This window comes from Streptomyces sp. NPDC013457, assembly GCF_043089925.1.
Lineage (GTDB): Bacteria > Actinomycetota > Actinomycetes > Streptomycetales > Streptomycetaceae > Streptomyces.
On the sequence record NZ_JBICBL010000017.1, the window covers coordinates 1 to 21,821 of the forward strand.

Annotated in this window: 21 protein-coding genes and 5 pseudogenes; 12 read left to right on the top strand and 14 right to left on the bottom strand. The window is 71.0% G+C overall.

From position 1 onward, the window contains the following. The 5 genes and pseudogenes from ACF1G2_RS33625 to ACF1G2_RS33645 form a co-directional block, all read right to left on the bottom strand. Window positions 1-173, bottom strand: a pseudogene (locus tag ACF1G2_RS33625) (histidine kinase); the annotation flags it as partial. Between the two features lie 51 nt (window positions 174-224). Then, entirely contained in the window at window positions 225-941 is a 717-nt protein-coding gene (locus ACF1G2_RS33630; RefSeq protein ID WP_391801955.1) for a cation transporting ATPase C-terminal domain-containing protein, read from the bottom strand. Between the two features lie 64 nt (window positions 942-1,005). Then, window positions 1,006-1,518 (bottom strand): annotated as a pseudogene (locus tag ACF1G2_RS33635) (HAD family hydrolase); the annotation flags it as partial. A 108-nt stretch (window positions 1,519-1,626) separates the two neighbouring features. Beyond that, window positions 1,627-2,487, bottom strand: coding sequence for a universal stress protein (locus ACF1G2_RS33640; RefSeq protein ID WP_391801956.1), 861 nt, complete (start codon window positions 2,485-2,487; stop codon window positions 1,627-1,629). Beyond that, the gene (locus ACF1G2_RS33645; RefSeq protein WP_391801957.1) at window positions 2,484-3,386 is read right to left on the bottom strand and encodes a universal stress protein; all 903 of its coding nucleotides are present in this window, start codon (window positions 3,384-3,386) and stop codon (window positions 2,484-2,486) included. The genes ACF1G2_RS33640 and ACF1G2_RS33645 overlap by 4 nt, the downstream gene beginning before the upstream one ends. 242 nt (window positions 3,387-3,628) lie before the next feature. Between ACF1G2_RS33645 and ACF1G2_RS33650 the strand changes: the two genes are divergently transcribed. The 5 genes and pseudogenes from ACF1G2_RS33650 to ACF1G2_RS33670 form a co-directional block, all read left to right on the top strand. Next, window positions 3,629-4,252 (top strand): CBS domain-containing protein, encoded by a 624-nt coding sequence (locus ACF1G2_RS33650; RefSeq protein WP_391801958.1) that lies wholly within the window; start codon window positions 3,629-3,631, stop codon window positions 4,250-4,252. A 22-nt stretch (window positions 4,253-4,274) separates the two neighbouring features. Then, window positions 4,275-5,285, top strand: coding sequence for an Acg family FMN-binding oxidoreductase (locus ACF1G2_RS33655; protein ID WP_391801959.1), 1,011 nt, complete (start codon window positions 4,275-4,277; stop codon window positions 5,283-5,285). A 144-nt stretch (window positions 5,286-5,429) separates the two neighbouring features. Next, window positions 5,430-5,834, top strand: coding sequence for a cyclic nucleotide-binding domain-containing protein (locus ACF1G2_RS33660; protein ID WP_391801960.1), 405 nt, complete (start codon window positions 5,430-5,432; stop codon window positions 5,832-5,834). A 10-nt stretch (window positions 5,835-5,844) separates the two neighbouring features. Further along, window positions 5,845-6,498, top strand: a complete 654-nt coding sequence (locus ACF1G2_RS33665; protein ID WP_391801961.1) for a CBS domain-containing protein — start codon at window positions 5,845-5,847, stop codon at window positions 6,496-6,498. Between the two features lie 48 nt (window positions 6,499-6,546). Beyond that, window positions 6,547-6,657: pseudogene (locus ACF1G2_RS33670) on the top strand (CBS domain-containing protein); the annotation flags it as partial. Window positions 6,658-6,733: 76 nt separating this feature from the next. Here the strand turns inward: ACF1G2_RS33670 and ACF1G2_RS33675 are convergent. After that, window positions 6,734-7,327 carry a TetR/AcrR family transcriptional regulator gene (locus tag ACF1G2_RS33675; protein ID WP_391801962.1) on the bottom strand — a complete coding sequence of 198 codons (594 nt, stop codon included), beginning with the start codon at window positions 7,325-7,327 and terminating at the stop codon, window positions 6,734-6,736. A 362-nt stretch (window positions 7,328-7,689) separates the two neighbouring features. Here ACF1G2_RS33675 and ACF1G2_RS33680 point away from each other — a divergent pair, with 362 nt between their 5' ends. From ACF1G2_RS33680 to ACF1G2_RS33690, 3 genes are all read left to right on the top strand, one after another. Next, window positions 7,690-7,941: a hypothetical protein gene (locus tag ACF1G2_RS33680; protein WP_391801963.1), complete on the top strand. Its 252-nt coding sequence runs from the start codon at window positions 7,690-7,692 to the stop codon at window positions 7,939-7,941. Between the two features lie 200 nt (window positions 7,942-8,141). Beyond that, on the top strand, window positions 8,142-8,936 hold the full coding sequence (gene ppk2, locus ACF1G2_RS33685; RefSeq protein ID WP_391802029.1) for a polyphosphate kinase 2: 795 nt from the start codon (window positions 8,142-8,144) through the stop codon (window positions 8,934-8,936). Next, window positions 8,936-10,690 carry a SulP family inorganic anion transporter gene (locus ACF1G2_RS33690; protein ID WP_391802030.1) on the top strand — a complete coding sequence of 585 codons (1,755 nt, stop codon included), beginning with the start codon at window positions 8,936-8,938 and terminating at the stop codon, window positions 10,688-10,690. Before ppk2 ends, ACF1G2_RS33690 begins: the two co-directional genes overlap by 1 nt. 597 nt (window positions 10,691-11,287) lie before the next feature. On the opposite strand, the gene ACF1G2_RS33695 is transcribed toward ACF1G2_RS33690, so the two are convergent. After that, complete coding sequence (locus ACF1G2_RS33695) at window positions 11,288-11,986, bottom strand: NADPH-dependent F420 reductase (protein ID WP_391801964.1); 699 nt, start codon at window positions 11,984-11,986, stop codon at window positions 11,288-11,290. A gap of 149 nt (window positions 11,987-12,135) precedes the next feature. Here ACF1G2_RS33695 and ACF1G2_RS33700 point away from each other — a divergent pair. From ACF1G2_RS33700 to ACF1G2_RS33710, 3 genes and pseudogenes are all read left to right on the top strand, one after another. Beyond that, a pseudogene (locus ACF1G2_RS33700) lies at window positions 12,136-12,258 on the top strand (TetR family transcriptional regulator); the annotation flags it as partial. Window positions 12,259-12,597: 339 nt separating this feature from the next. After that, on the top strand, window positions 12,598-13,458 hold the full coding sequence (locus ACF1G2_RS33705; protein WP_391802031.1) for a universal stress protein: 861 nt from the start codon (window positions 12,598-12,600) through the stop codon (window positions 13,456-13,458). A 103-nt stretch (window positions 13,459-13,561) separates the two neighbouring features. After that, window positions 13,562-15,034, top strand: a complete 1,473-nt coding sequence (locus tag ACF1G2_RS33710; RefSeq protein ID WP_391802032.1) for an AAA family ATPase — start codon at window positions 13,562-13,564, stop codon at window positions 15,032-15,034. 747 nt (window positions 15,035-15,781) lie between these two features. Here the strand turns inward: ACF1G2_RS33710 and ACF1G2_RS33715 are convergent. From ACF1G2_RS33715 to ACF1G2_RS33745, 7 genes and pseudogenes are all read right to left on the bottom strand, one after another. Next, complete coding sequence (locus tag ACF1G2_RS33715) at window positions 15,782-16,285, bottom strand: flavodoxin domain-containing protein (RefSeq protein ID WP_391801965.1); 504 nt, start codon at window positions 16,283-16,285, stop codon at window positions 15,782-15,784. Next, window positions 16,282-16,740, bottom strand: coding sequence for an Hsp20/alpha crystallin family protein (locus ACF1G2_RS33720; protein ID WP_391801966.1), 459 nt, complete (start codon window positions 16,738-16,740; stop codon window positions 16,282-16,284). Before ACF1G2_RS33720 ends, ACF1G2_RS33715 begins: the two co-directional genes overlap by 4 nt. 219 nt (window positions 16,741-16,959) lie before the next feature. Next, window positions 16,960-17,373 (bottom strand): CBS domain-containing protein, encoded by a 414-nt coding sequence (locus tag ACF1G2_RS33725; RefSeq protein WP_391801967.1) that lies wholly within the window; start codon window positions 17,371-17,373, stop codon window positions 16,960-16,962. Between the two features lie 255 nt (window positions 17,374-17,628). After that, window positions 17,629-17,778: a putative PEP-binding protein gene (locus ACF1G2_RS33730; RefSeq protein ID WP_391802033.1), complete on the bottom strand. Its 150-nt coding sequence runs from the start codon at window positions 17,776-17,778 to the stop codon at window positions 17,629-17,631. Between the two features lie 34 nt (window positions 17,779-17,812). After that, window positions 17,813-19,051, bottom strand: a pseudogene (locus ACF1G2_RS33735) (PEP/pyruvate-binding domain-containing protein); the annotation flags it as partial. Window positions 19,052-19,178: 127 nt separating this feature from the next. Then, complete coding sequence (locus tag ACF1G2_RS33740; protein ID WP_391801968.1) at window positions 19,179-20,189, bottom strand: universal stress protein; 1,011 nt, start codon at window positions 20,187-20,189, stop codon at window positions 19,179-19,181. Next, entirely contained in the window at window positions 20,186-21,091 is a 906-nt protein-coding gene (locus ACF1G2_RS33745; protein ID WP_391801969.1) for a universal stress protein, read from the bottom strand. Before ACF1G2_RS33745 ends, ACF1G2_RS33740 begins: the two co-directional genes overlap by 4 nt. Before the next feature lie 212 nt (window positions 21,092-21,303). On the opposite strand from ACF1G2_RS33745, the gene ACF1G2_RS33750 reads away from it, so the two are divergent. Then, window positions 21,304-21,714, top strand: a complete 411-nt coding sequence (locus ACF1G2_RS33750; protein WP_391801970.1) for a universal stress protein — start codon at window positions 21,304-21,306, stop codon at window positions 21,712-21,714. The last annotated feature ends 107 nt before the right edge of the window (window positions 21,715-21,821 follow it).

The window sequence follows — 21,821 nt, forward strand, 5'->3', positions numbered from 1 at the left end:
ACCTGCGACAGGTCGAGTTCACGGCCGACGGCCATGACGGCTTCGAGCAGCCCGTGGAGTCGGTCCCTGGTGCCCCGCACCTCGTCGATGCGCACTTGGAGCTCGACGAGCAGCTCGTCGAGTCTCAGCCGCGGAATCCTGCCGTCCGCGGGCTCGGGACCCTCACTAGCCATCAACACCTCCGGGCGCATGAAGCACCCCGGCGGCACCCAGCGCGCGCAGTTTCACCGTAGTCCGGATGAGGCACCGGTTCCTGTCGGGTCCGCTGGGTGGAAGGCGGTCCGTAGGACGCGGCCCGCCACGAATGCGGCGGGTGCGCACGCGAGAGCGATCCCGGCGCCTGCCCAGCCGAGCGGCTCGGTCTCCAGGACCGAGCCCAGGAAGGGCGCGTACAGGGCTGCCGCTGCGAGAAGGGCAGAGGCGAGGACGGACAGCGGGAGGAAGGGGTTCTCCTTGGTCAGAAGTCGGGTGCGCAGTCCCAGGACGACGCCGAGCTGCGCGGCGAGCAGGGCGAGGAAGAGGACGCTCTGCCAGGCGAGATCCAGCGCCTGGGCGGTGAGTCCCACGCCGTGGGAGGCCACCGTGACGACAACCGCGAGGAGGAGCAGCCTCTGCGAGGCACCGCCGCCGAGAATGTGCTGGTCAGGTGGGCGCGGTGGGCGGTGCATCGCTCCCGGGGACGCGGGCTCGGCACCCATTGCGACGCCCGTGAGACCGTGTGTCAGGAGGTTGATCCACAGGATCTGGCCCGCGCGGAGAGGCAGCGGAAGTCCCAGGAGCGGGCCGATGAGCGTCACGAGGATCTCTGCCGCGCCGCCGGCCATCCCGTACACGAGGAAGCGGCGGATGTTGTCGTAGACACGTCTGCCCTCCTCGACGGCCGCCACTACGGTCGAGAGCTCGTCGTCGGTGAGGACGAGGTCCGCCGCCTGCCGCGCCACCTCTGTTCCGCGCCCCCATGGCGACACCGATGTCGGCCCTGTGCAGGGCAGGGCCGTCGTTGACCCCGTCGCCGGTCATCGCGGTCACCGCTCCTCCGGCGCGCCACGCCTCTACGATGTCCAGCTTCTGCTGGGGGTTCGTACGGGCGAAGACCCGCACCGAGGTGAGGTCGGCGACTCGGCCCGCGGCCACGTCCGCCCCCGTGACGACGCGGCCTTCCGGCTCGCCGTCGCCCAGGAGAGCAACGTGCGAAGCCATCGCCCGAGCCGTCGCTGGATGGTCCCCGGTGATGAGGACGGGAGTGATGCCGGCCGCACGGCAGGAGGCCAGGGTCGCGGCGGCATGCAGCTTGGGCGGGTCGTCGAGCGCGACGAGGCCGAGGAGCGCGAGCCCGGACTCCGCTACGGTGACCTGGCTCGGGATGTCGTTCCGCACGCCCGATGCCACGGCGAGCACGCGGTATCCCAGGGCGGCCAGGCGCGCGGCCTCCTGGCGGGCCGCCGCGAGCGCGTCCGGCGACTCGAGCAGCTGGGCCAGGACCCGCTTGTGGAACCGTACGGGCTTCCTCGCTGCCACCTCGTTGGGGCCGTATCGGCGAGCCTCCGGGTGGCCTCCGACTCGATGAGTCCCGTCGTCTCCCGCACCGAGGCGAGTGTCCGGTCCACCGACGCCGTCATGGCTCGCTCACCCGGCAGGGACGGTGATCACCGGGCAATGAGCACGGTGCAGCAGCCCGTGGACGACGGAGCCGACGCGCATCCCGGTGTATCCGCCGCGACCCCGACGACCGACGACGACCGCAAGGGCGTGCTCGGCTGTGTCAGCGAGCATCTCGACAGGGGACCCGATGGGCACTTCGTGGGTGAGCCGGACGTCGGGATACTTCTCCGCCCAGCCCGCGGTGGTCTCCGAGAGCAGGCGGCGCTCGGCGTGGAACAGCGTGTCACCGCTGTGAAGGGAGAAGACGGGCGGCTGCCAGACCGCGATGGCACGCAGTGCGCAGCGCCGGAGGTCCGCTTCCTCGGAGGCCCAGGCCAGGGCTGCCCGGGAGGTCTCGCTGCCGTCGACGCCGACCACGAGGTAGGGCGTCTCCTGCGTGACGTGTTCCGCGTCGCCGACGACGACCACCGGGCAGTGCGCCTTCGCTGTGACCGGAACGACCAGGGACCCGGCGCTCAGGAACTCCTCGGTACGACTGAGATGCCGGGAGCCCAGCACGATCATCTCGGCCTCGCGTGACAGGCCGGCCAGGACTCCTGCCGGGAATCCGTCGAGAAGGGAGGAGGTGGCAGTGATGTCCGGCTGCCGAGCACGCGCCCAGGCCAGTGCCGTACGCAAAGCTTCCGTGCCGGCCTGCCGCCGAGCCAGGTGGCGAGGGGTGTCGTCGACGTGCTGGGTGTCGTGCGGCGGGGGTACGGCGACCATCAGGTGCAGTCCCGCTCCTCGCAGGTGGGCCTCGTCCGCAGCCCAGGCAAGGGCTAGGAGCCAGTTCTCGACCGGGTCGATTCCGACGACGATGTCACGGCGGTCCGTGGTGCGTGTCATGACGTGCTCCCGTGTCCGGGTCCTCGCCGGGGGATGAACTCCACAGGACAGTGGGCGTTCTGGAGCAGGCTGAGTGTGGTCCGTCCGATGGTGGGTCCGAGGTATCCGGGCGCCCTTCGACCGCCGATGACGAGAAGGTCGGCGTGGCGCGAGGCGTCGACGAGGGCTCCGGGCACGCTGTGGCTCTGCTGGCCGTCGGCGTGCACGGTGAGTTCCGGGAACTCCTCCTGGACCCGGTCCGCGACCGAGGACGGTACGCGTACGTGCTCGCGGGCGGTCCCGTTGCCACCGTTGCGCAACGCCGCCCGGGAGCCGACGGACAGCCTCACGGTCACAATGTGCAGGAGCCGCAGCGGCGCTTTTCGCAGCTGGGCTTCGCGGGCCGCGGCACGGGCACAGCCCAGGTCGGCCTCGTCCCGGATCGCCGCGAGAACCACGCCGGCCTCGACGGGCTCCGCGGCCCCGCGCACCACGACCACGGGCGTGGTAGCACCGGCCGCGACCTCAAGACCGACCGATCCGAGCAACAGCGAGGAGAACCCGCCGAGACCCCGGTGTCCGACGACAATCGTGCCGGTCAGGGCGGCGGCTCGTCGCAGACTGCCGGGGGCTGGGCCATCGGTGAGTTCCCTGACGACCGCCAGCCCGGGGTGGCGCGCCGAGATCGCCTCGGCGGTCCGGTCGAGCAATTCGCTTCCCGCTTGTCGGCTCGTGACGATCTCCGCCTGGGACAGGAACTGGACCGGTGGGTCTGTATCCGCCGCATGAACGAGGCGGAGCGTGCTGCCCCTCAGGGTCGCCTCCGCCGCAGCCCACATCACCGCCGTGCGTGCGGACGGTGATCCGTCGACGCCGACGACGACCCTGCCGAGGCCGGAACGGGCTGTGGTTCCGCCCATGGCTCCTCCTCACGCGGTCCGAGGGACTACTCCCACCCTGGCACAGCGGGTCCCGGGCGGCCGGAGGGCCGCTGGGGCCAAGGACGGGACCAAAGGTCCTACCCCTGCGGGCAGGACCGGCAGCGACGAGCCCGTTCGGTCCGGAAGGTGGACCATTCGGCCCTCGCCGCTCCCGAGCGTCCGTTGGAGGGTGGTGAGGCGGGACAGCGCACCGTCCGAACCCTCGAACAGGAGGCGCGGCGATGAAGCACATGAAGGTCGGCGGTCTGATGACCGACGACGTGGTCTCCGCCGTCCCCGCGACGTCGTTCAGGGAGGTGGCGAAGATGCTCGCCGAGCACGACATCAGCGGAGTCCCCGTCGTGGACGAAGACGATCATGTCGTCGGAGTCGTCTCCGAGAGCGACCTCCTGGCCCGCCACGAGCTGACCACGCGGGCCCTGATGACGACGCCGGCCGTCACGGTGCACGCAGAGGAGACGGTGGCGGACGCGGCACGGCTGATGGTGCGCCGCGGAGTCGAGCGCCTTCCCGTGGTCGACGAGGAGGAACGACTGGTAGGCATCGTCACCCGCCGCGATCTGCTCTGCGTCTACCTCCGCCCGGACGCGGAGATACGGAGGCGTATCCGCGAGGACGTCCTCACGGACGCCATGGACCTGCCCGGGGACGCCGTGGACGTGCACGTCCTCGACGGCGTGGTGACGCTGGGAGGCCGCATCCGGCGACGAAGTCAGGCCCTGATGCTCGTCGGACTCGCCGAGACGGTGGACGGCGTCGTCGCCGTCGTGGACCAACTGTCCTTCCACGAAGACGACACGCGCCTCACCTCCCCCGCCCGAACTCCGCACGACATCCCTTGGTGACTCCGCTCAGACAGGACCAGCCGTGTCGAACACCGCCCTGCCCCGGCCGCTCGTGACGTCGCTGATCAAAGACGCTGTCACGGCTCCCTCGATGCACAACGCACAACCGTGGAAGTTCGCCTACAAGACAGGCACCGGCATCATCGAGCTGCGCGGCGATGCGCTGCGCGGCATGCCGCACCAGGACCCCGACCACCGCGCCCTCCACCTCGGGTGCGGTGCCGCCCTGTTCGGCCTGCGCGTCGCCGCCGCCCACCGGGGCCGACACGCCGTGGTCCGACTGCTGCCCCGTCCTGAAGACCGCTGGCACTTCGCCGACGTGGAACTCCGCGGACCGGGCGACGCGGACCGCGATCTCGCCGACCGTGATCTCGCCGCCCTCCACCCCGCCCTTTCGCGCCGCCACACCAGCCGCTTCCCCTTCACCGAAGAGCCGATCCCCTCCGAGGTGATCGGCGGTCTGCGCGGCGCGGCCCTCCTGGAGGGCTGCCAGCTCGTCGTGGCGGGTGCCTGGCACACCGACACCGTCCTCGGGGCGGTCCACGACTCGGCACGGTTCGAGGCTGCGGACGAGGCGGTTCGTGCCGAGATCGCCTCCTGGATCCGCACGGGCGCGTCCGACGAGAGCGAGAGCTCCGGTACCGAGGGCATCCCGTCGTACGCCCTCGGCCCGCGGCAGTACGACGTGACCTCTCCCGTCCGCGACTTCGACGCGGCCCGCCGCCTTCCGGACCGCGCCTCGGCACGCTTCGAGAAGAGGCCCCAGATCGCTCTGCTCGGCACGGTCGAGGACGGCCCCGAAGAGTGGCTGAAGGCGGGGCAGGCGATGCAGCGGGTACTGCTCCGGGCGACCCTCGACGGCCTGTGCACCTCGCTCATGTCCCAGCCCCTGGAGTGGTCCGAACTCCGCTCCGTCGCACGGGACCCGATGTCCACGATGGGCTTCGTCCACATGCTGATCCGCCTGGGCTACGGCCCGAAGGGGCGAGCCACCCCGCGCCGGCCCGTCTCCGACGTGCTCACCTTCGACTGAACGTACGAGCCGGTCGGCCGCCGCTCTGGTGAGGCCGTCCTGGTCCGCTGACCCGGGCCCATCGGTCCCCTGCTGTGACCTGCCCGGCCCTTCCTGGGCAGGGCCGCCGCGCGGGAGCCTGTGGAAAAGGGCTGGAGGCACACCATGAGCACCATGAGGATGCTGCTGGACGGACTCGCTCCCAAGGCAAAGGACCAGCTCCTGCGGCTGGCACGCCCGGTCCGGTTCCCCGCAGAGACACGCATCTTCAGCGAGCGGCAGCATGCCGACCGCTTCTGGGTCATCGAATCCGGGCGGGTCGAGCTGGACAAGAACCTCCCCGGTCCCAGCACCGCTCTCGTCGACACACTCGTGCCCGGCGACCTCCTCGGCTGTTCCTGGATGACACCGCCGTACCACTGGCGCTTCGGCGCCACGGCAACCACCGAGGTGCACGCCCTCGAGTTCGACGGGCAGGCTGTCAGAAGGCTCTGCTCTCAGGACATCTCCGTCGGTGAGGCGGTATCAGCGGCCGTCGCCGCTGCTCTGGCGCGCCGAGCCCTCAGGTAAGGAATGAGCGATGACACCTCAGCCGTTCACCGTCGCCGACGTGATGACCAAGAAGGTCGTCGCCGTCCAGCCCGGCGCGGAGTTCAAGGAGATCGTCGCCGCCATGGAGCGGTGGAAGGTGACTGCCGTACCCGTCGTCGAGGGCGAGGGCCGCGTCGTCGGGGTGGTATCCGAGGCAGATCTGCTCCTCAAGGAAGAGCTCCGCGACCACCGCCTCGGTCTCGTGGAGCAGATGCGGCGTCTCGACGCCACGGCCAAGGCGGGTTCCCGCCGGGCCGACGACCTGATGACCTCGCCCGCCGTCACCGTCGATCCCGGGGCATCCCTGCCCCAGGCGGCCCGCCTGATGGCTGCCCATCGGGTGAAGCGGCTACCGGTCGTCGACGCGAGCGGCGTCATCCAGGGGATCGTGAGCCGGTCCGACCTCCTCAAGGTTTTCCTCCGCCCGGACGAGGACCTCGCCACCGAAGTGCGCCGCGACGTCGTCGAGCACCTGTTCTCCCTCTCTCATCGTCGGGTCGACGTCCGTGTCGATGCCGGAGTCGTCACGCTGTCCGGCCAGGTCCACGACACCGCGCTCATCCCGCTCGCAGCCCGCCTCACCCGCGCTGTCGAGGGCGTGGTGGACGTACAGTGCAAGCTCACCGCCAAGGACAGGACGTAGCCATGTCCGGGGTGGCTGTCCCCACCTGTACGAGCTCATGACGGCGCTCTCATGTCGAGTCCCGCCGTCGTCGCCCGACCTGAGTGGAGCGTGGTGCGGGCCGCCCGTGTGAGGGACCGGGCCGGGATCAAGCGCCTGCCCGTGGTCGACGACGAAGGGCCCTGCCCGCACCCCTGGCCCCCAGAGATCGGCAGGAGCGGTGGGTCGGAAGGAGCTGATGCCACCCGCTGGTGTTCTAGCCGCGTCCTGGGCGCAGGGCGACCAGGACGAGGTCGACGGCGGCCTCGGCCCAGCCGGTGCGGCCGCCGCGGCCGGCCATGTAGTCGGCGTAGAACGGGCCGAGGAGTGCGGAGACGGCTGCTTCGAGGTCGGCGCCGACGTCGATCTCGCCGCGATCGCGGGCCTGTTCGAGGACCTCGCGCAACAAGGCCCGTCTGGGCAGGACGGTGCGTTCGCGCAGCAGGGCGAGGAGTTCGGGGGTGTGGGCTTCCTCGGCCAGGCAGGTGCCGATCAACGCCATGCCACGAACCCGTTCCACGGTGGCGGCGAAGTCCTTGAGGATGGCGGTGATGTCGGCGCGGGTGTCTCCGCTAGCGGGTGGGGCGTCGGCCATACGCAGGGACGCGAGTGCCGCGGTGAGGAGGTCGGCCTTGGTCTTCCAGCGCAGGTGGATGGTGGACTTGCTGACCTGCGCCGCGGCGGCGACCTGGCTCAGGCTCATCCGGGTGTAGCCGTGGGAGCCCAGCAACTCCAGTGCCGCCTGAAGAATGGCGGCGTCCTTCTCGGCCGATCGCGGCCGCCCCGCGCTCCTGGTCTCCGTGTCACTCATCCAGACAGGATAGGCGGAATCCGTACCGAGTGGCTCGGTATGGATTCTCAGGCGGTCCTGGGCGTCGATCAGAGCCTGTCGGTGTTCTCCTCAACCCACTGGCGGAAAGCGCGTGCCGGGCGGCCGGTCAGCTCCTCGGAGGCCAGGGATACGGGCAAAGCCGCGGCGTCGGGGCCGAGGACTTCCAGCACACGGAGGGCACGAGCATCTCAGGCGGGTGTCCCATGCCGCGCAGGACCTCGGCGGCCTCTTCGGTGTTCAGCTCCTCGTACCGGACCGGGATGCCCAGGGCGTCGGCGAGGAGCGCGGTCTGCAGGGCGGGGGTCAGTGCCTCCGGACCGGCGAGATGTACGCCTGCCCTCGTGGCCGGGCTCGGTCAGCACGGCGGCGGCCGCCTCCGCGATGTCGCGGGGCGGATCAGCGGCAGTGACCGCGTGCACAGCTGCGCCGGGGAGCAACCTCGCGAACAGGCCGAGCAGGGCGACGAGGAGGGCCGGCAGCGGCTGGAGTCGCCGATCGAGGACTCGGTGCCGGGCTGGGCGACCTGGTTCGTGCCTTGGGCCCAGGTGGAACCGCCGCTGTCGCGCGACGGGAACGCGGCCCCTGCTCCGTGATGTGCCCGCGCCTGCTGGTCAAGTCCTTGCGGGTGCTCGGCGCGGATCGCGAGCTGCGGCTCGTCGTGGGGTGAGCGCGACACGGTACGTAAGCACTGCCCCGGCGTTTCGACACGCCCAGGCGCGATGGACATCGTTGCGTGCGGGTGCCTGCCGTGACTGACTTGATCGAAGCGCCGGACGACGGGGAGGAGACAGCCATGGGCCTCAACAAGGCGGTCTACGAGAAGGAACTGCTGCGACTCCAGACGAATCTGGTCCAGCTTCAGGAGTGGGTGCGTGCGGAGGGCGCCCGGCTCGTCGTCGTTTTCGAGGGCCGCGACGCGGCGGGCAAGGGCGGAACGATCAAACGGGTCGCCGAACACCTCAACCCTCGCGTGGCACGCATCGCGGCCCTTCCGAAGCCGACGGAGCGGGAGCGCACCCAGTGGTACTTCCAGCGCTACGTGGAGCACCTGCCGGCCACCGGCGAGATCGTGCTCTTCGACCGAAGCTGGTACAACCGCGCCGGAGTGGAACACGTCATGGGCTTCTGCACACCTGCGGAATACCAGCTCTTCCTGCGCCAGTGCCCCGTCTTCGAGCGGATGCTGGTGGAAGACGGGATCCTGCTCCGCAAGTACTGGTTCTCCGTCAGCGATGCCGTACAGGAGGAGCGCTTCCGGCGCCGTACGGAGGACCCGCTGCGGCGGTGGAAGATCTCGCCGATGGACCTGGAGTCCGTCACGCGATGGGAGGCGTACTCGCGGGCCAAGGACGAGATGTTCGTCCACACGGACACCCCCGACTCCCCCTGGTACGTGGTCGAGAGCGACGACAAACGCAGGGCGAGACTCAACATGATCGCCCACCTGCTGTGCTCGGTCCCGTACGAGGACGTGGCCCTGCCGTCGCTCGTCCTGCCGCCCCGGCCGGCGCCGACGGGATACGAGCGTCCGCCCAAGGCGCTGCAGACCGCCGTACCCGATCATGCGGCCACTCTCCGGAAACCATGATGCGCGGCGGACGCGGCCGGCGGACGCCTGACGAACCGTCGGCGAGGAGCGCGGCGCCCGCGCGGGGAAGACCGTCCCTGCTCCCTGCCGGCCTGCGGGGATACCGCCGGTCGTGGATCGGACAGGACGCGTTGGCCGGGGTCACGGTCGCCGCCTATCTCGTGCCGCAGGTCATGGCGTACGCGGGCGTGGCCGGGCTGCCGCCGGTCGCGGGGCTGTGGGCGGTCCTGCCGGCCATGGTCGTCTACGCGCTCACGGGTTCCTCGCGGCTGCTGTCGGTCGGGCCCGAGTCGACCACGGCACTGATGACCGCCGTTGCCGTCGGACCGCTCGCGGCCGGTGATCCGGGCCGGTACGCGGCCCTGGCGGCAGCCCTTGCCGTGGTGGTCGGTCTGCTGTGCCTGGTGGCATGGGCGGTGCGCCTCGGGTTCCTCGCGGACCTGCTCTCGCGGCCGGTCCTCGTCGGCTACCTGGCCGGTGTCGCACTCATCATGATCGTCGACCAACTGCCCCGGCTCACCGGGGTGGAGACGACGGGTTCGGACTTCTTCCCGGAGCTGTACTCCTTCGTCCGGCACCTGGGGCAGGCGGACTGGCCGACCGTGGTCCTGGCCGCCGCCCTGCTCGTCGTGCTCTTCGCGGCGCCCGCGCACTGGCCGGCGGTTCCGCGTCCGCTGCTCGCCCTGGTCCTCGCCACGGGGGTGGTGGCCGCATTCGGGCTGGACGACCGGTACGGGATCGCCGTGATCGGAGCCGTACCCTCCGGGCTGCCGACGCCCGAGTTCCCGCCTCTCGGGGACCTGCCGCAGCTGGTGGTCCCGGCGCTGGGCGTCCTCGTCGTCGGCTACTCCGACGTCATTCTGACCGCCCGTGCCTTCGCGAGGCGCAGCGACCCCCATGCGCTGGACGCCAATCGTGAACTGCTGGCCCTGGGCGCGGCGAACCTGGGAGCGGGCATCCTCCGCGGATTCCCGGTCAGCAGCAGTGCCAGCCGCACCGCCCTCGCCGAATCCGCGAAGGCCCGGAGCCAGATGTACTCACTGGTCGGCGCGCTGGCGGTCCTGACGGTACTGCTCTTCCTCGGCCCCCTCCTGGCCCACACCCCGAGCGCCGTCCTCGGCGCGATCGTCGTCTACGCAGCCGTCCGCCTGATCGAGATCGGCGAGTTCCGGCGGCTCGCCGCCTTCCGCCGCCGCGAGCTGCTGCTCGCCGTCGGGTGTCTGCTGGGCGTCCTCGGTCTTGGCATCCTCTACGGGGTACTTGTCGCGGTGGCTCTGTCGGTCGTCGACCTGTTCGCCCGTGTCGCCCGACCGCACGACGCCGTGGAGGGGCTGGTACCCGGGCTCGCCGGCATGCACGACGTGGACGACTACCCGACGGCGCGCACCGTTCGGGGGCTGGTGGTCTACCGGTACGACTCGCCGCTGTTCTTCGCCAACGCCGAGAACTTCCGCAGTCGTGCCCTGGCCGCGGTGGACGAGCAGAGCCCCCGGGTCCGGTGGTTCGTCCTCAACATGGAGGCGAACGTCGAGGTGGACATCACGGCACTCGACGCCGTGGACGCGCTCCGCCTGGAACTCGCGGAGCGGGGCGTCGTCTTCGCCCTGGCCCGGGTCAAGCAGGAACTCCGCGAGAATCTGGATGCCTACGGACTGACGGCCTCGGTGGGTGCCGACCGGATCTACCCGACCCTTCCCACGGCCTTGGCGGCATATCGCGCCTGGAGCCGCGAGGGAGGTACCGGCGTGGAGTGACCCGGGGCCCTCTGGTCGCGCCGCACGACGCGTGTCCGAAGGCGAGATCGTCTCCGTGGATGGCATCCTGCTTCCGCCGGTGCTCGGGAGCCCCCGGTGCGGGTGACCTGGTAACGGGTGACGGGCGTAGGTACGGCTGCGGCTGCCGGCGACCCGCAGGCCGGATCGCCATCGATCCGGACGCAGGTTGCTCGGCGACGAGGAGAAGAGTGGCGCGGCCGTGCAGTCGGCAGGCGGTGCCCGCGGCGCCGATCGGGGACGCTGCCGGGCTCCGAGGCAGCCCGGCCTGGGTCGCGGTGGGCCGGCGGTGCCGGTCCCGACGACGCCAGCGCGGATCTTGTCCGTGTTCCAGCGCGCTGTCAGGGCGCGATGAGCGCCCGGTAGCGCTTGGAGTGAAGCGTCAGGTCCTCGTCGGAGGCGGTGCGTACGCCGTGCAGAACGAGCGGTTCGGCCACTCCCCGCCGCCGCCGCGGACGCGGCACCGATGGTGTCCACGACGGCATCCACGCCGCGTCCGCCGGACGAGGGCGCACATGTGCCCGGTCTCCCGTCGGCCGTAGGAGAGGACTCCGGCCGCCCGGCCCGATGCAGGATGGGTCAGGCGCTGATGCGGGCGCGCTGGATGTGGAAGTTGAACTCGGCGTGGCCGAGAGCGCCCCACAGACGCAGCCAGATCGGCAGAAGCATCTCGGTGCCGCGGGCCGTACTGATGTCGCCCAGGTCGAGGACGCTGCTCTCGGGCCAACCGAAGGAGACGAGCAGGTCGGTGACGGCCTGCTTGGCGCCGGCGTCGTCGCCGGAGACGAACACGGTGTGCTCCCCCGCGACGCGGGCCGGGTCGACCATGATCTGGCAGTTCATGGTGTTGAGCGTCTTGACGACCTTCGCTTCAGGGAAGGCGCGCTGGAGCTGCTCGCCGAGGCTGTCGGTGTTGACCGGGTTCAGCGACGGGGGCATGCCCTGGGAGAAGTCCAGTGGGTTGGCGATGTCGATGAGAACCTTCCCCGCCAGATTCGCTGCGCCCGCCGATTCCAGGGCCTGGAGGCTGCCGACGCCCGAGGTGGTGTTGACGACCGTCTCGCCCCAGGCGGCCGCGTCGGCGAACGTCTCCAGCCGGATCTCGTCGTGGTAGGCGAGCCACTCGGCGAACGACGGGTTTCCGTAGCCGTCGGGCTCGGTGCGGGCGAGCGTGGCCTTGGGGACGCGGGTGCCGATGGCGACCTGGTGGCCGAGGGAGGCCAGTTTGGCGGCGATGGTCCGGCCGACGACGCCGGTGCCGAGAACTGCGTAACGCATGAGAAGAGGTCCTTCCGGGAGCGGCGAGACGCGGCGATGCCGCCCGTCCCCTAAAATCTAAACCGAGCGGTTCGGTATTGCAAACTCTGCGGTGAGACCATGGAGAGCACAGGCGCGGCGGACTGCCGCAGCGCAGCAGGCCGACCTCGATGCCCCGCAAGCACGCCGCGATACTCACTGCGGCACTGCCCCTGCTCACCGAGCAGGGGTTCGCCCGGATGACCCCGGACGAGGTAGCCAGGGCCGCCGGTGCCAACAAGGCCACCATCCACTCGCGCTTCAGGATCTCGGGGAAGAGGCCGCGAGGGCGTTCCATGTCTGGAGCCCTGACCGCTCACTCCTTACCGTCGTGGATCACCCGTCGCCTCCGCCCTGGTGCCCCCGGCGTTCTCTCCGAGCGCCGGACGGGCCCCGGAAGGACCGAACGGGCACGCCCTGCGGGGGCCGATCGGACCGCCGCGCTTCCGAGCCGGGTCAGCCGCGGCCCGCATGCGCGGCGGGACGATCTGCGGTACTCCTCGGAGATGAGGAACGGTGAGCACCTCTGCCGTGAGCTGGCGGCATGCGCCCGGCCGTCCATCCCAGCGTCGTTCGAGACGGAGACAGTCGCCATGGAGCCAGTCGTCATCGTCGGCCTCGACGGCTCGCCCGAGGGCATGGCCGCCGCTCACTGGGCCGCCGACGAGGCCGTGCTCCGCAAGCTCACGCTGCGCCGGATGCATGCCTGGCCCATGCTGGCGCCCGAGCCGGTCCGCGCGGCATCGGAGATCGATCAGTACTACCGGGCGAACCGACTCGTGCACCACGCGCAGACCGAGCTCCAGGAGAGCCACCCGGGCCTCCTGATCGTCGGAAGCCTGGTCGCCGACGATGCCCAGGACGCGCTCCTGAAGGCGGCGTCGGAGTCCCAGCTGACCGTGCTCGGTTCACGTGGCCTGGCTCCCGCCGAGAGCCACTTCCTCGGCTCCACCAGCATGGCCGTCGTGGCACAGGCCGACAAGCCCGTCGTTCTGGTCCCTCCCCAAAGCCGCGGAAGGGCGCCGTCTCCCGCCCCGAACGGTGTCGCGGTAGCGCTGAAGCTGCGCGGCCCCTGCGACGACCGGCTCGCCTTCGACGCCGCCGCGGCTCGCGGCGCGCCCCTCCAGGTCGTCCACGGCCACAGCCTGCCGATCCCTGCGCACACTCCACGGGGCCAGGACCACGAAGTCGCCAAGGAGATCACAGAGGTGGCGCGACATCAGCTGGGCGGGTTGCTCGGCCCATGGCACGAGCGGTTCCCCGACGTGGGGATGATCGACTCCGTCCGCCTGGAAAGCCCCACCGAGGCTGTCGTACGCGCAGTCGAGGAGGCAGAGCTGCCTGTCGTCGGTCGGCGCAAGCACCACCCCCCTCTTCCACGGCCCCTGAGCCCGGTCGCCCAGCCCGCCCTGCACCACGCTCGCTGCCCCGTCGCCGTCGTCCCCCATGACTGAGCCCAGCCTCCCGGGAGAGCCGAGCGCGTCGGTCCCTCGGACGGACGCGTCCGTGCTCCGGACCGCCGCAGCCCCTGCCACGGAACCGCTTCCGCGGGCCGAGGTGCGCGAGACCCACACCTCGGTCGTGTTCTTCGTCGGCGACCGCGCCTACAAGATCAAGAAACCGGTGGATCTGACATTCCTGGATTACACCAGCGTGGAGGCGCGGCGAGCCGCCTGCGAGCAAGAAGTCGCTCTCAACCGCCGGTTCGCCCCCGATGTCTACCTGGGTGTGGGCGAGATCCGCGTCCCGCACGCGGGAGCACCGGAGCCCATCGTGGTGATGCGCCGTATGCCGGCGGAGCGCCGCCTGTCACGGCTCGTGCGGGAGGGGGCCGTCGTCGACGACGCCCTGCGGGCCGTCGCGCGGCTGCTCGCCACCCGTCACGCGGACGCACCCCGCACTCCGGACGTGGACCTGCAGGGAACGCGGGACGCACTGTCCGCACGCTGGGAGGCGAGCTTCGCGCAGGTCCGTACGCTGGTCGAAGACGGCCCTGTGCCGGACGGCGTGGAGGAGATCGAGGTACTGGTCCGCCACTACCTCGTCGGCCGTGCACCGCTGTTCGATCTGCGCATCGGGCAGGGCCGGATCGTCGACGGCCACGGCGACCTGCTCGCCGAGGACGTCTTCTGTCTCGACGACGGCCCCCGCGTCCTGGACTGCCTGGAGTTCGACGACCACCTGCGGTACGTCGACGGCCTCGACGATGCCGCCTTCCTCGCCATGGACCTTGAGCAGCTCGACGCGCCGGAGGCCGCCGCGTTCTTCCTCGCTCGCTACAGCGAGTACTGCGGCGACAACGCACCACCCTCACTGCGCCACCACTACGTCGCCTACCGCGCGTTCGTCCGCGCCAAGGTATCCCTGATCCAAGCCCGCCAGGGCATGCCGGGCGCCGACCGCGCCGCACAGCGCCTGATCACGACGACCCTGCGCCACCTGCGCGCGTCCGCGGTCGGACTCACGCTCGTGGGAGGGCTTCCCGGCAGCGGGAAGTCCACCCTCTCCGGCGCGCTGGCCGACCGCCTGGGTGTCACGCTGCTCAGCAGCGACCGCCTCCGCAAGGAACTCGCGGGCATCCCGGCGGACCAACCCGCTGCCGCCCCCTACGGCGAGGGCCTGTACACACCCGAGCGGACCGACAGGACCTACGCGGCCCTGCTCGAACGCGCGTCCACGCTGCTGTCCCGCGGTGAATCTGTCGTCCTGGACGCCACATGGTCAGACCCGAGACAGCGCGAAGCCGCCCGCCGCGTGGCCGAGCGAACCAGTGCCCACCTTGTGAGCCTGCGCTGCCAGGTTCCCGACGACATGACGGCAGCCCGGCTGCGCACACGTGCCACCGGACCGTCCGACGCCGACCTCGCGGTGGCAACCACCATGGCCGAACGGGAGCCGCCCTGGGTGGAAGCCGTCGCGGTCGACACCAGCGGTCCCCTGGAGGCCGCCGTCACTCAAGCGCTGGCGGTGGTGCGCCCGTACGGCACAGGTCCCGTGGTCTTCCGGCTGCCGTACATGGAGGCGGACTAGGTGGATGGCGCCTAAAGGCGCAGCCTGGGCAGGGGCTCGCTGGGGTCGAAGGGCAGCGCCTCGCTGGGGGAGGTGGGCCGCTCCGATGCGGTACGGCCGGTGGCACGGTCAGCCATCGTCGTCCCCTGGATCACTGCCTCGGCGAAGGCGGCCGGACCAAACGGGTTCCACGTGCTCCCACTCCCGTTCCCACACTGCGAGCCGGTGGCCCTCGGACCGTCGGCGGACGAGGAGGGCCACACCGACTCCCATCACCCCGACGGCACCTGCCGCCGCGGTACCGCCTGAGAGAGAGGTGAGGGCTCGGTCCGCAGCGCCGCCCGGGGGCCGGGCGGGCGTCCCCTCGTCGTCCACCCAGATCGTCACGGCGCGCCCCTGGGACGTCGCGGGCGGGACGTGGATGTTCCCGGACCTAGGGACGTGCACGGGCTGTTCCCACACCGCCGGTGCGACGGCCTGCGGCTTCGCGCCGTAGCGAGTCGCGACGGGTAGGTCTTCGGCCGGGCCTGTGGTGGTCGCCCGGACCTGGTGACGGTGGACGGCGAGCTCACGATCGGCCCTGGATCCGGCGTTCCACAGCATGCCGGCGGCCACGGCACCGCAGACCAGGGCCATGATCAGGACGAAGGCCAGGGCGGCACGCCCGAAAGGTCCCCTCGGCAGCAGGGCGCTCCCGCTGCCCGACGGCTCGTGGTGCAACATCCCGCACCTCCCCGGGGTGGCCGGGCAGTGGATCCGCGGCACCGCTCAGGGGGTGGCGTCGAGTTCCGTTCCGATGTGGTGGGCCCATGCCCGGATCCGGTCCGGATTGCGGAAGTCTCCGCCCTTGCCTCGGCTCACCATGTGCCGGGCCACCGGGTCCGACGTCTCGCCCGTGACAGAGCCGCCGAAAGTGATGTGCTCTCGAGCACCGAGCTTTTCCATCCGCCGGGCCACGCCCCGTACGGGCGGGATGTCGTGGCCGTCCGCGGAACTGTCGACCGGCCCGCTGCTGAAGAACCACAGCGGCCGGTGCCTGAGCTGTTCGGCGTTGCGCCGCGCGCACCGTCGTGCCTTGCCGGTCCAGTGCCCGGCATAGAGGGCTCCGCCGAGAACGACTCCGTCGTAGCCGCTCACGTCGGTGACAGTGTCGGCGGGAAGAACGACCGTGTCGAAGCCGTCCTCCCGGAGGGTCTTGCCGATCTCTTCGGCTATCCCAGCGGTCGCGCCGGCCTTGCTTCCGTACGCGACCAGGACGCGCTTGGCGCTCATGGCGCCGCTCCCGCGTCCGGCTTGTCGCTCCGCTTCACCGGAATGGTCCGGACGGACGTGGTCTCCTCTGCGGGCATCGGGACGCGGATGGTGAGGATGCCGTCCGCGTACGACGCCTCCACCTCGTCGGCCGGGATCGTGCCCGGGAGGCGCACCGTCCTGCGGAACGATCCGTAGCGGAACTCCGAGTGCTCCTTGTCCTCCGTGCCTTCGCTGTGCTCCGCGCTCACCGTGATGAGGTTGTCGTCGACGGTGATGCTGATGTCGTTGTCCGGGTCCATACCCGGGAGCTCGGCCCGCAGTGTGTAGGCGCCGTCACCGCTGGTCACCTCCACCGGAATGGAGTGAGCAGCCGTCGCGGGTCGCCACCCGGGCAGCCCCGGAAACTCCCGGTTGAACAAGTCGTTGAAGTCGGGGAAGAGGCTGTGCCTGCGTTCCACCTTGCCTCCGGCCATTGTTCTGCTCCTCGTTTCGGGGCCCAGGACGGTCGTCGTGGACCCGAGGCGGTGCGGACAGGCGGCGGATCGGGGTACGGGGCCCGCGGTCCGACTCCGTAACCCAATCGTCCGCCCGCGAGGTCATGTGGCGCAGCGTCCAAGGGGGCTGTCCGGCGGGGCCGAACGGGCCGCACCGGGAAGGACCGACCGGCCCATGGCGCCACGGCTCGGGTGGTGTCAGCGGCAGATCTCCTCGACGAAGTGGCCCACGCGTTCCTCCGGCAGGTGCCGCGCCAGGTCCGCCTCACTGATCATGCCGACCAGGCGATGGTCGTCGATCACGGGCACGCGGCGAATGTGGTGGTCCTGCATCGTGCGGAGCACCTCTTCGCTGTCGGCCTCCACGTCCACGGTGACCGGCTTGCCCTGAGCGAGGTCCCCGGCCGTCATGTGGTGAGGGTCCTTGCCCTTGGCGAGGCACTTCACCACGATGTCCCGGTCGGTGATGATGCCGTGCAGCCGGTCGTCCGGCCCGCAGATGGGCAGTGCGCCGACATCCAGTTCGCTCATACGGCGTGCGGCGTCCAGCAGGCTCTCGTTCTCCTGCACGCAGCTCGCACCGGTGTGCATGATTTCCCTTGCGGTCGTCATGGCCGCGTCCTCCTTTCAGGCCCCCCTGCTCACGATCCGGCGGATTCGCCGTTGGTCAGAGGAAGAGCGTCGACACCCTGATGGTGTGGACCGGACGCCTGGGACGCCCGTTCGCCCCCTCGGCGGGCGGCCGGTGGTCCAGGTAGCAACCACACCGCGTGTCCGTGACCTTCTGTCGAGCGGGCTGGGCCCACGGCCCGGTTCCCCGGGCGACGCGGTTCCGTGTCTTCCTGGGCATGGTCACTCCTCCCTTCGTCAAGCGTCGGTCTCGGGCGTCGCCTCCGCTCGGGCGACGTGACGCTTGACGGCTGCGAAGCTGTCCGGCGCCCCGGAGATGGAGTCGAGTCCCGCGGCAACCAGGATCGCGGTGAACGCCGGATCGTCGCTGGGCCGCTGCCCGCACAGTCCGGCAGGGCGGCCGGCCGCTGCGTCCGCCGTGGTCGGTGACGATCGCCGACGCCCTCTTCATGACCGGTTCCCAGTCGGGGTCGGTGACTCGGGCGACGAGGACCCCGCCCTGCGGGAAGCGGTCGCGGTCGAGGTCGACAGGGGCGTCGAGGGCTACGACGGGACCCTGGCCGATCGCCTCGCCGACCGCGATGCCCTCCACGAGGGGTTCGTCAGGGACGACGGTCAGCCGGCAGCGGCGTAGGGTCGTGGACCGCCGGCGGGACTGCACGGTCTCGGGGCGCGCCTGGACGATCCGGAGTTCGCCGGTGAGGCCCTCCTCGGCCCGTTCGAGGTCCATCGGGCAGCCGTAGTGTTCCTCGACAGCGGCCGCCCACGCGGCGAGCTCGCGGATCTCCGCGTCGGCGAGGACCCGCTGGGTCCGATCGGCATCGGGGGTGTCGACCGTGCCGGTCAGCCCGGTGTCCGCGTACACGGTCGTCAGCCGCTTGCTGCCGATCCGCACATCGATCACGGGGTCCAGAGCGGGGTCCTTCATGCTGGGCCTGAACACGGTGTACTCGTCGGGGTCGACCTGGCCGCTGACGACGGTCTCGCCCAGGCCCCAGGCGGCGCTCACCACGATCACCTCGGGGAAGCCGCTCTCCGGGTCGAGGGTGAAGGCGACTCCGGCCCCGGCGAGGTCGGAGCGGACCATGAGCTGGACGCCGGCGGAGAGGGCGACGGCGAGGTGGTCGAAGCCCATCCGCTCGCGGTAGTCGATCGCCCGGTCGGTGAACAGGGAGGCGTAGCAGCGCCCGCACGCCTCCAGGAGCGCATCGGTGCCGCGGACGTTCAGGAATGTCTCCTGCTGACCTGCGAAGTTCGCCTCGGGCAGGTCTTCGGCCGTCGCGCTGCTGCGCACGGCCACCTCAGGTGCCTCCCGGCCGCTCTCCTCGGCCAGCCGCTCGTACGCGGTCAGGACGGCGTCCCGCAGAGGCGGGGGCAGTGGCTGCGCGAGGAAGAGAGAACGGATGGCCGCCCCGACCTCGTCGAGCGGAGCCCCTTGGTGCAGGCGGCCGATCTGCTCCTCGACGGCGTCGCGCAGTCCGCGGCCCGCGAGAGGTTCCTCGGACGCCTCGGCGGTGGTGGCGAAGCCCGGCGGTACGCGTATGCCCGTGGCACCGAGCCGGTTGGTCAGCTCCCCCAGCGAGGCGTTCTTGCCTCCCACCCGGCCGACGTCCGACCGGCCCAGCTCCGTGAACGGTACGACGCGTCGCGTCGGTCCCATGACATCCTCCGTGGTCTCGGGCGTCCTCAGTACGGGAGCGGTCGGCCGGACGGGGTGCGCAGATCGAGGGGGCTCGCCCTGCGGGGCTGGCGGGGCCAGGGGCTGATCCGGATGCGCTGTATGGTGCTCACCTCTCCGGAGAACCGGCGGACGGACCGGGGTCGTCTTCTCGACCCACCGTCCCGCGTGGAGGTCGTCGCGCCCCAGTGCCGAGCGGGTCACCGGGCCGGGGCCGGTCGGTCGCACGGGAACGGGACCGGTCGGCCGATGCCGGGTCGGCGGTCCGCCCTCCGCGCTGTGGGAGGGGAACGGTGATGACCGGACACATGGCGCGGTGCAGCAGGCCGTGGACCGTCGACCCCAGCCGCATGCCGGAGTAGCCGCCACGGCCTCTTCGGCCGACGATCAGGGCGAGGGACTCCTGGGATGCCAGGGCGAGTTGCTCGACCGGGTGTCCTCGAAGGACCTCTTGGGAGACGGCGACGTCCGGATACCTCTCCGCCCACCCCGCAACCGACTCGGCCAGCAGCCGACGGCGCTCGGCAAGACCGTCGCCCCGATCGTCGTGGGCGAGGACGGAAGGGGGCCAGACCCAGACGGCGCGCAGTCGTGCTTCGCGCAGACTCGCCTCCTCGACGGCGAAGGCGATCGCGGCCTGTGAGGACTCGCTTCCGTCCACACCGACGACGAGGGTCGGTGGGTGCACGGAGGTGTGCTCGGGAACGCGGACCACGACGACGGGACAGTCGGCACGCGCGGTGAGCGGGACGACCACGGAGCTCTCGCTGAACACCTCGGCCACCCTGCCGAGACGGCGCGAGCCGACGACGACGAGTGCGGCGTGCCGCGCCATGTCGCGGAGCACGGCCGCGGGCACACCGTTCATGCGTTCCGTCGCGATCCGCAGACCGCCGTGGAGTTCCCGTACGAGGTCCTCCGCGTCGGCGATCGCCGACTCCCCACGGAGGCGCAGGGCGCTCTGGTGGGCGAGCGCGTCGTACCGGAGCCCGTCGTGGGCGGGCGGCACGGCGACGACCAGGCGGAGCGCCAGTCCTCTTCGTACGGCCTCGTCGGCGGCCCAGACGAGAGCAGGGACGGACTGCTCCCGAGGGTCGACTCCGAGCAGGATGTCGTTCACGTCTCCTCGATCCGGGTGGCGAAGGCGGGAGGGACGATCTCCACCGCACAGTGGGCGTGGTGGAGCAGGACATGGGCGACGCGCCCCAGGGACGGCCCCGCGCCCAGAACACGGTGTTCTCTGCCCATCACGAGCAGATCGGTGTGGGCACTCGCCTCCACCAGGATCCCGGGCGTGCTCGTGCCCGTCTCGACGTGAGGGCTGACGACGAGCTCAGGGTAGAAGTCACGCACGAGGTCGGCGAGCGCCTTGACCTCCTGAACGCGCTGGCGCGCGATCTCGTCGAGGTCATCCAGCATGGTCGCGACGCTGCCGACGTGGGTGAGCAGGTTCCAGACGCTCACCAGCCGCAATGCCGCCTTGCGGGCCTCCGCCTCGGCAGCCGCGACGAGCAGCCAGCCCAGATCCGAAGCGCCGTGCACCGCCGCTGTCACCGAGCCCGACGCGGGACGATCGCCGTCACCACGGACCACGATCACGGGTACGTCGGAGCGGGCTGCCACACCCAGACCGACGGATCCGAGCATGAGGGCCGAGAATCCGCCGAGCCCCCGGCTGCCCACCACGATCGTGCCCCGGTTGACGGCGGTCGCCCGGAGGCCGGCGACCGGCTCCTGGCGGCTCAGTTCCTTCGTGACGGCAAGGTCCGGAAAGCGCTCTTGGACCGTGCTCGCGGTCTCGATCAGCAGGTCGCGGCCCGCTTCGCGTACCGCCTGGATCGTCTCGGCATCGGCGAAGAGGGCCCTGCGGTCGGTGTCGGCGGCGTGGACGAGCTGCAGGGTCCTGCCCCGTCGGTCCGCCTCGGCGGCGGCCCAGAGCACGGCCGTGCGCCCGGAGGGGGACCCGTCGACTCCCACGACGACGTTGCCGAGCTCCGGTCGAGCGGGGATCTCGCTGGTCATGGTTCCTCCTCCGGTGTACGCCCGGGGCTCGGGAGCACCTCCCGAGGGGCGACACCTCCCACGCTGACACCGTGGTGGGCTTCCTCGGGATGGGCCGTTCGGCCCCGATCGAGACCTGCCCGGCCCTGCTGCCGGGAGGCACGGAAGCACCAGCCTGAAGTTCGGGATGTCCTCTCCGATCCGGACCACGGACGGAACAGAGGGGAATCGTGGTGGGTGTCGACATCTACCACCCGTGCGAAGTCCTGCTCGCGTTCTCGTTCGCGGAGGCGGCCCGCAGGGGCGCGCCGCTGCGGTTCCTGCACAGCTGGACGCTGCCCGCCTCGTACGGCTATGCGGTCGTCATAGACCCGGGGATCGGCGAGGAGCTGGGCGGCCGCTTCCTTGGGGGACTGGACGACTTGCTCGAACCTTGGCGGAAGCGGTACGCGGGCGTAGCCGTGGCGGCCGAGGCGGTGGTGGGCCCGCCCGCGTACCACTTGGTCGAGGCGTCACAAACCGCGCAACTCCTCGTCGTGGGACGCCGGAGCCGGAAGGTCCCCCTCGGCGCGCATCTCGGTCATGTCGCCCACGCGGTCATCCACCACAGCCCCGCGCCGGGCGCCGTCGTCCCCTTGATGTGAGTGGACGGCGGCGAATCCGCCGTCGCCGTCCACGAACGGACGGACGCCGTCTCTCCCCGTGTTCTAGATCATCAAAACCCGGACCGCCGAGATCACCCATATGCGCG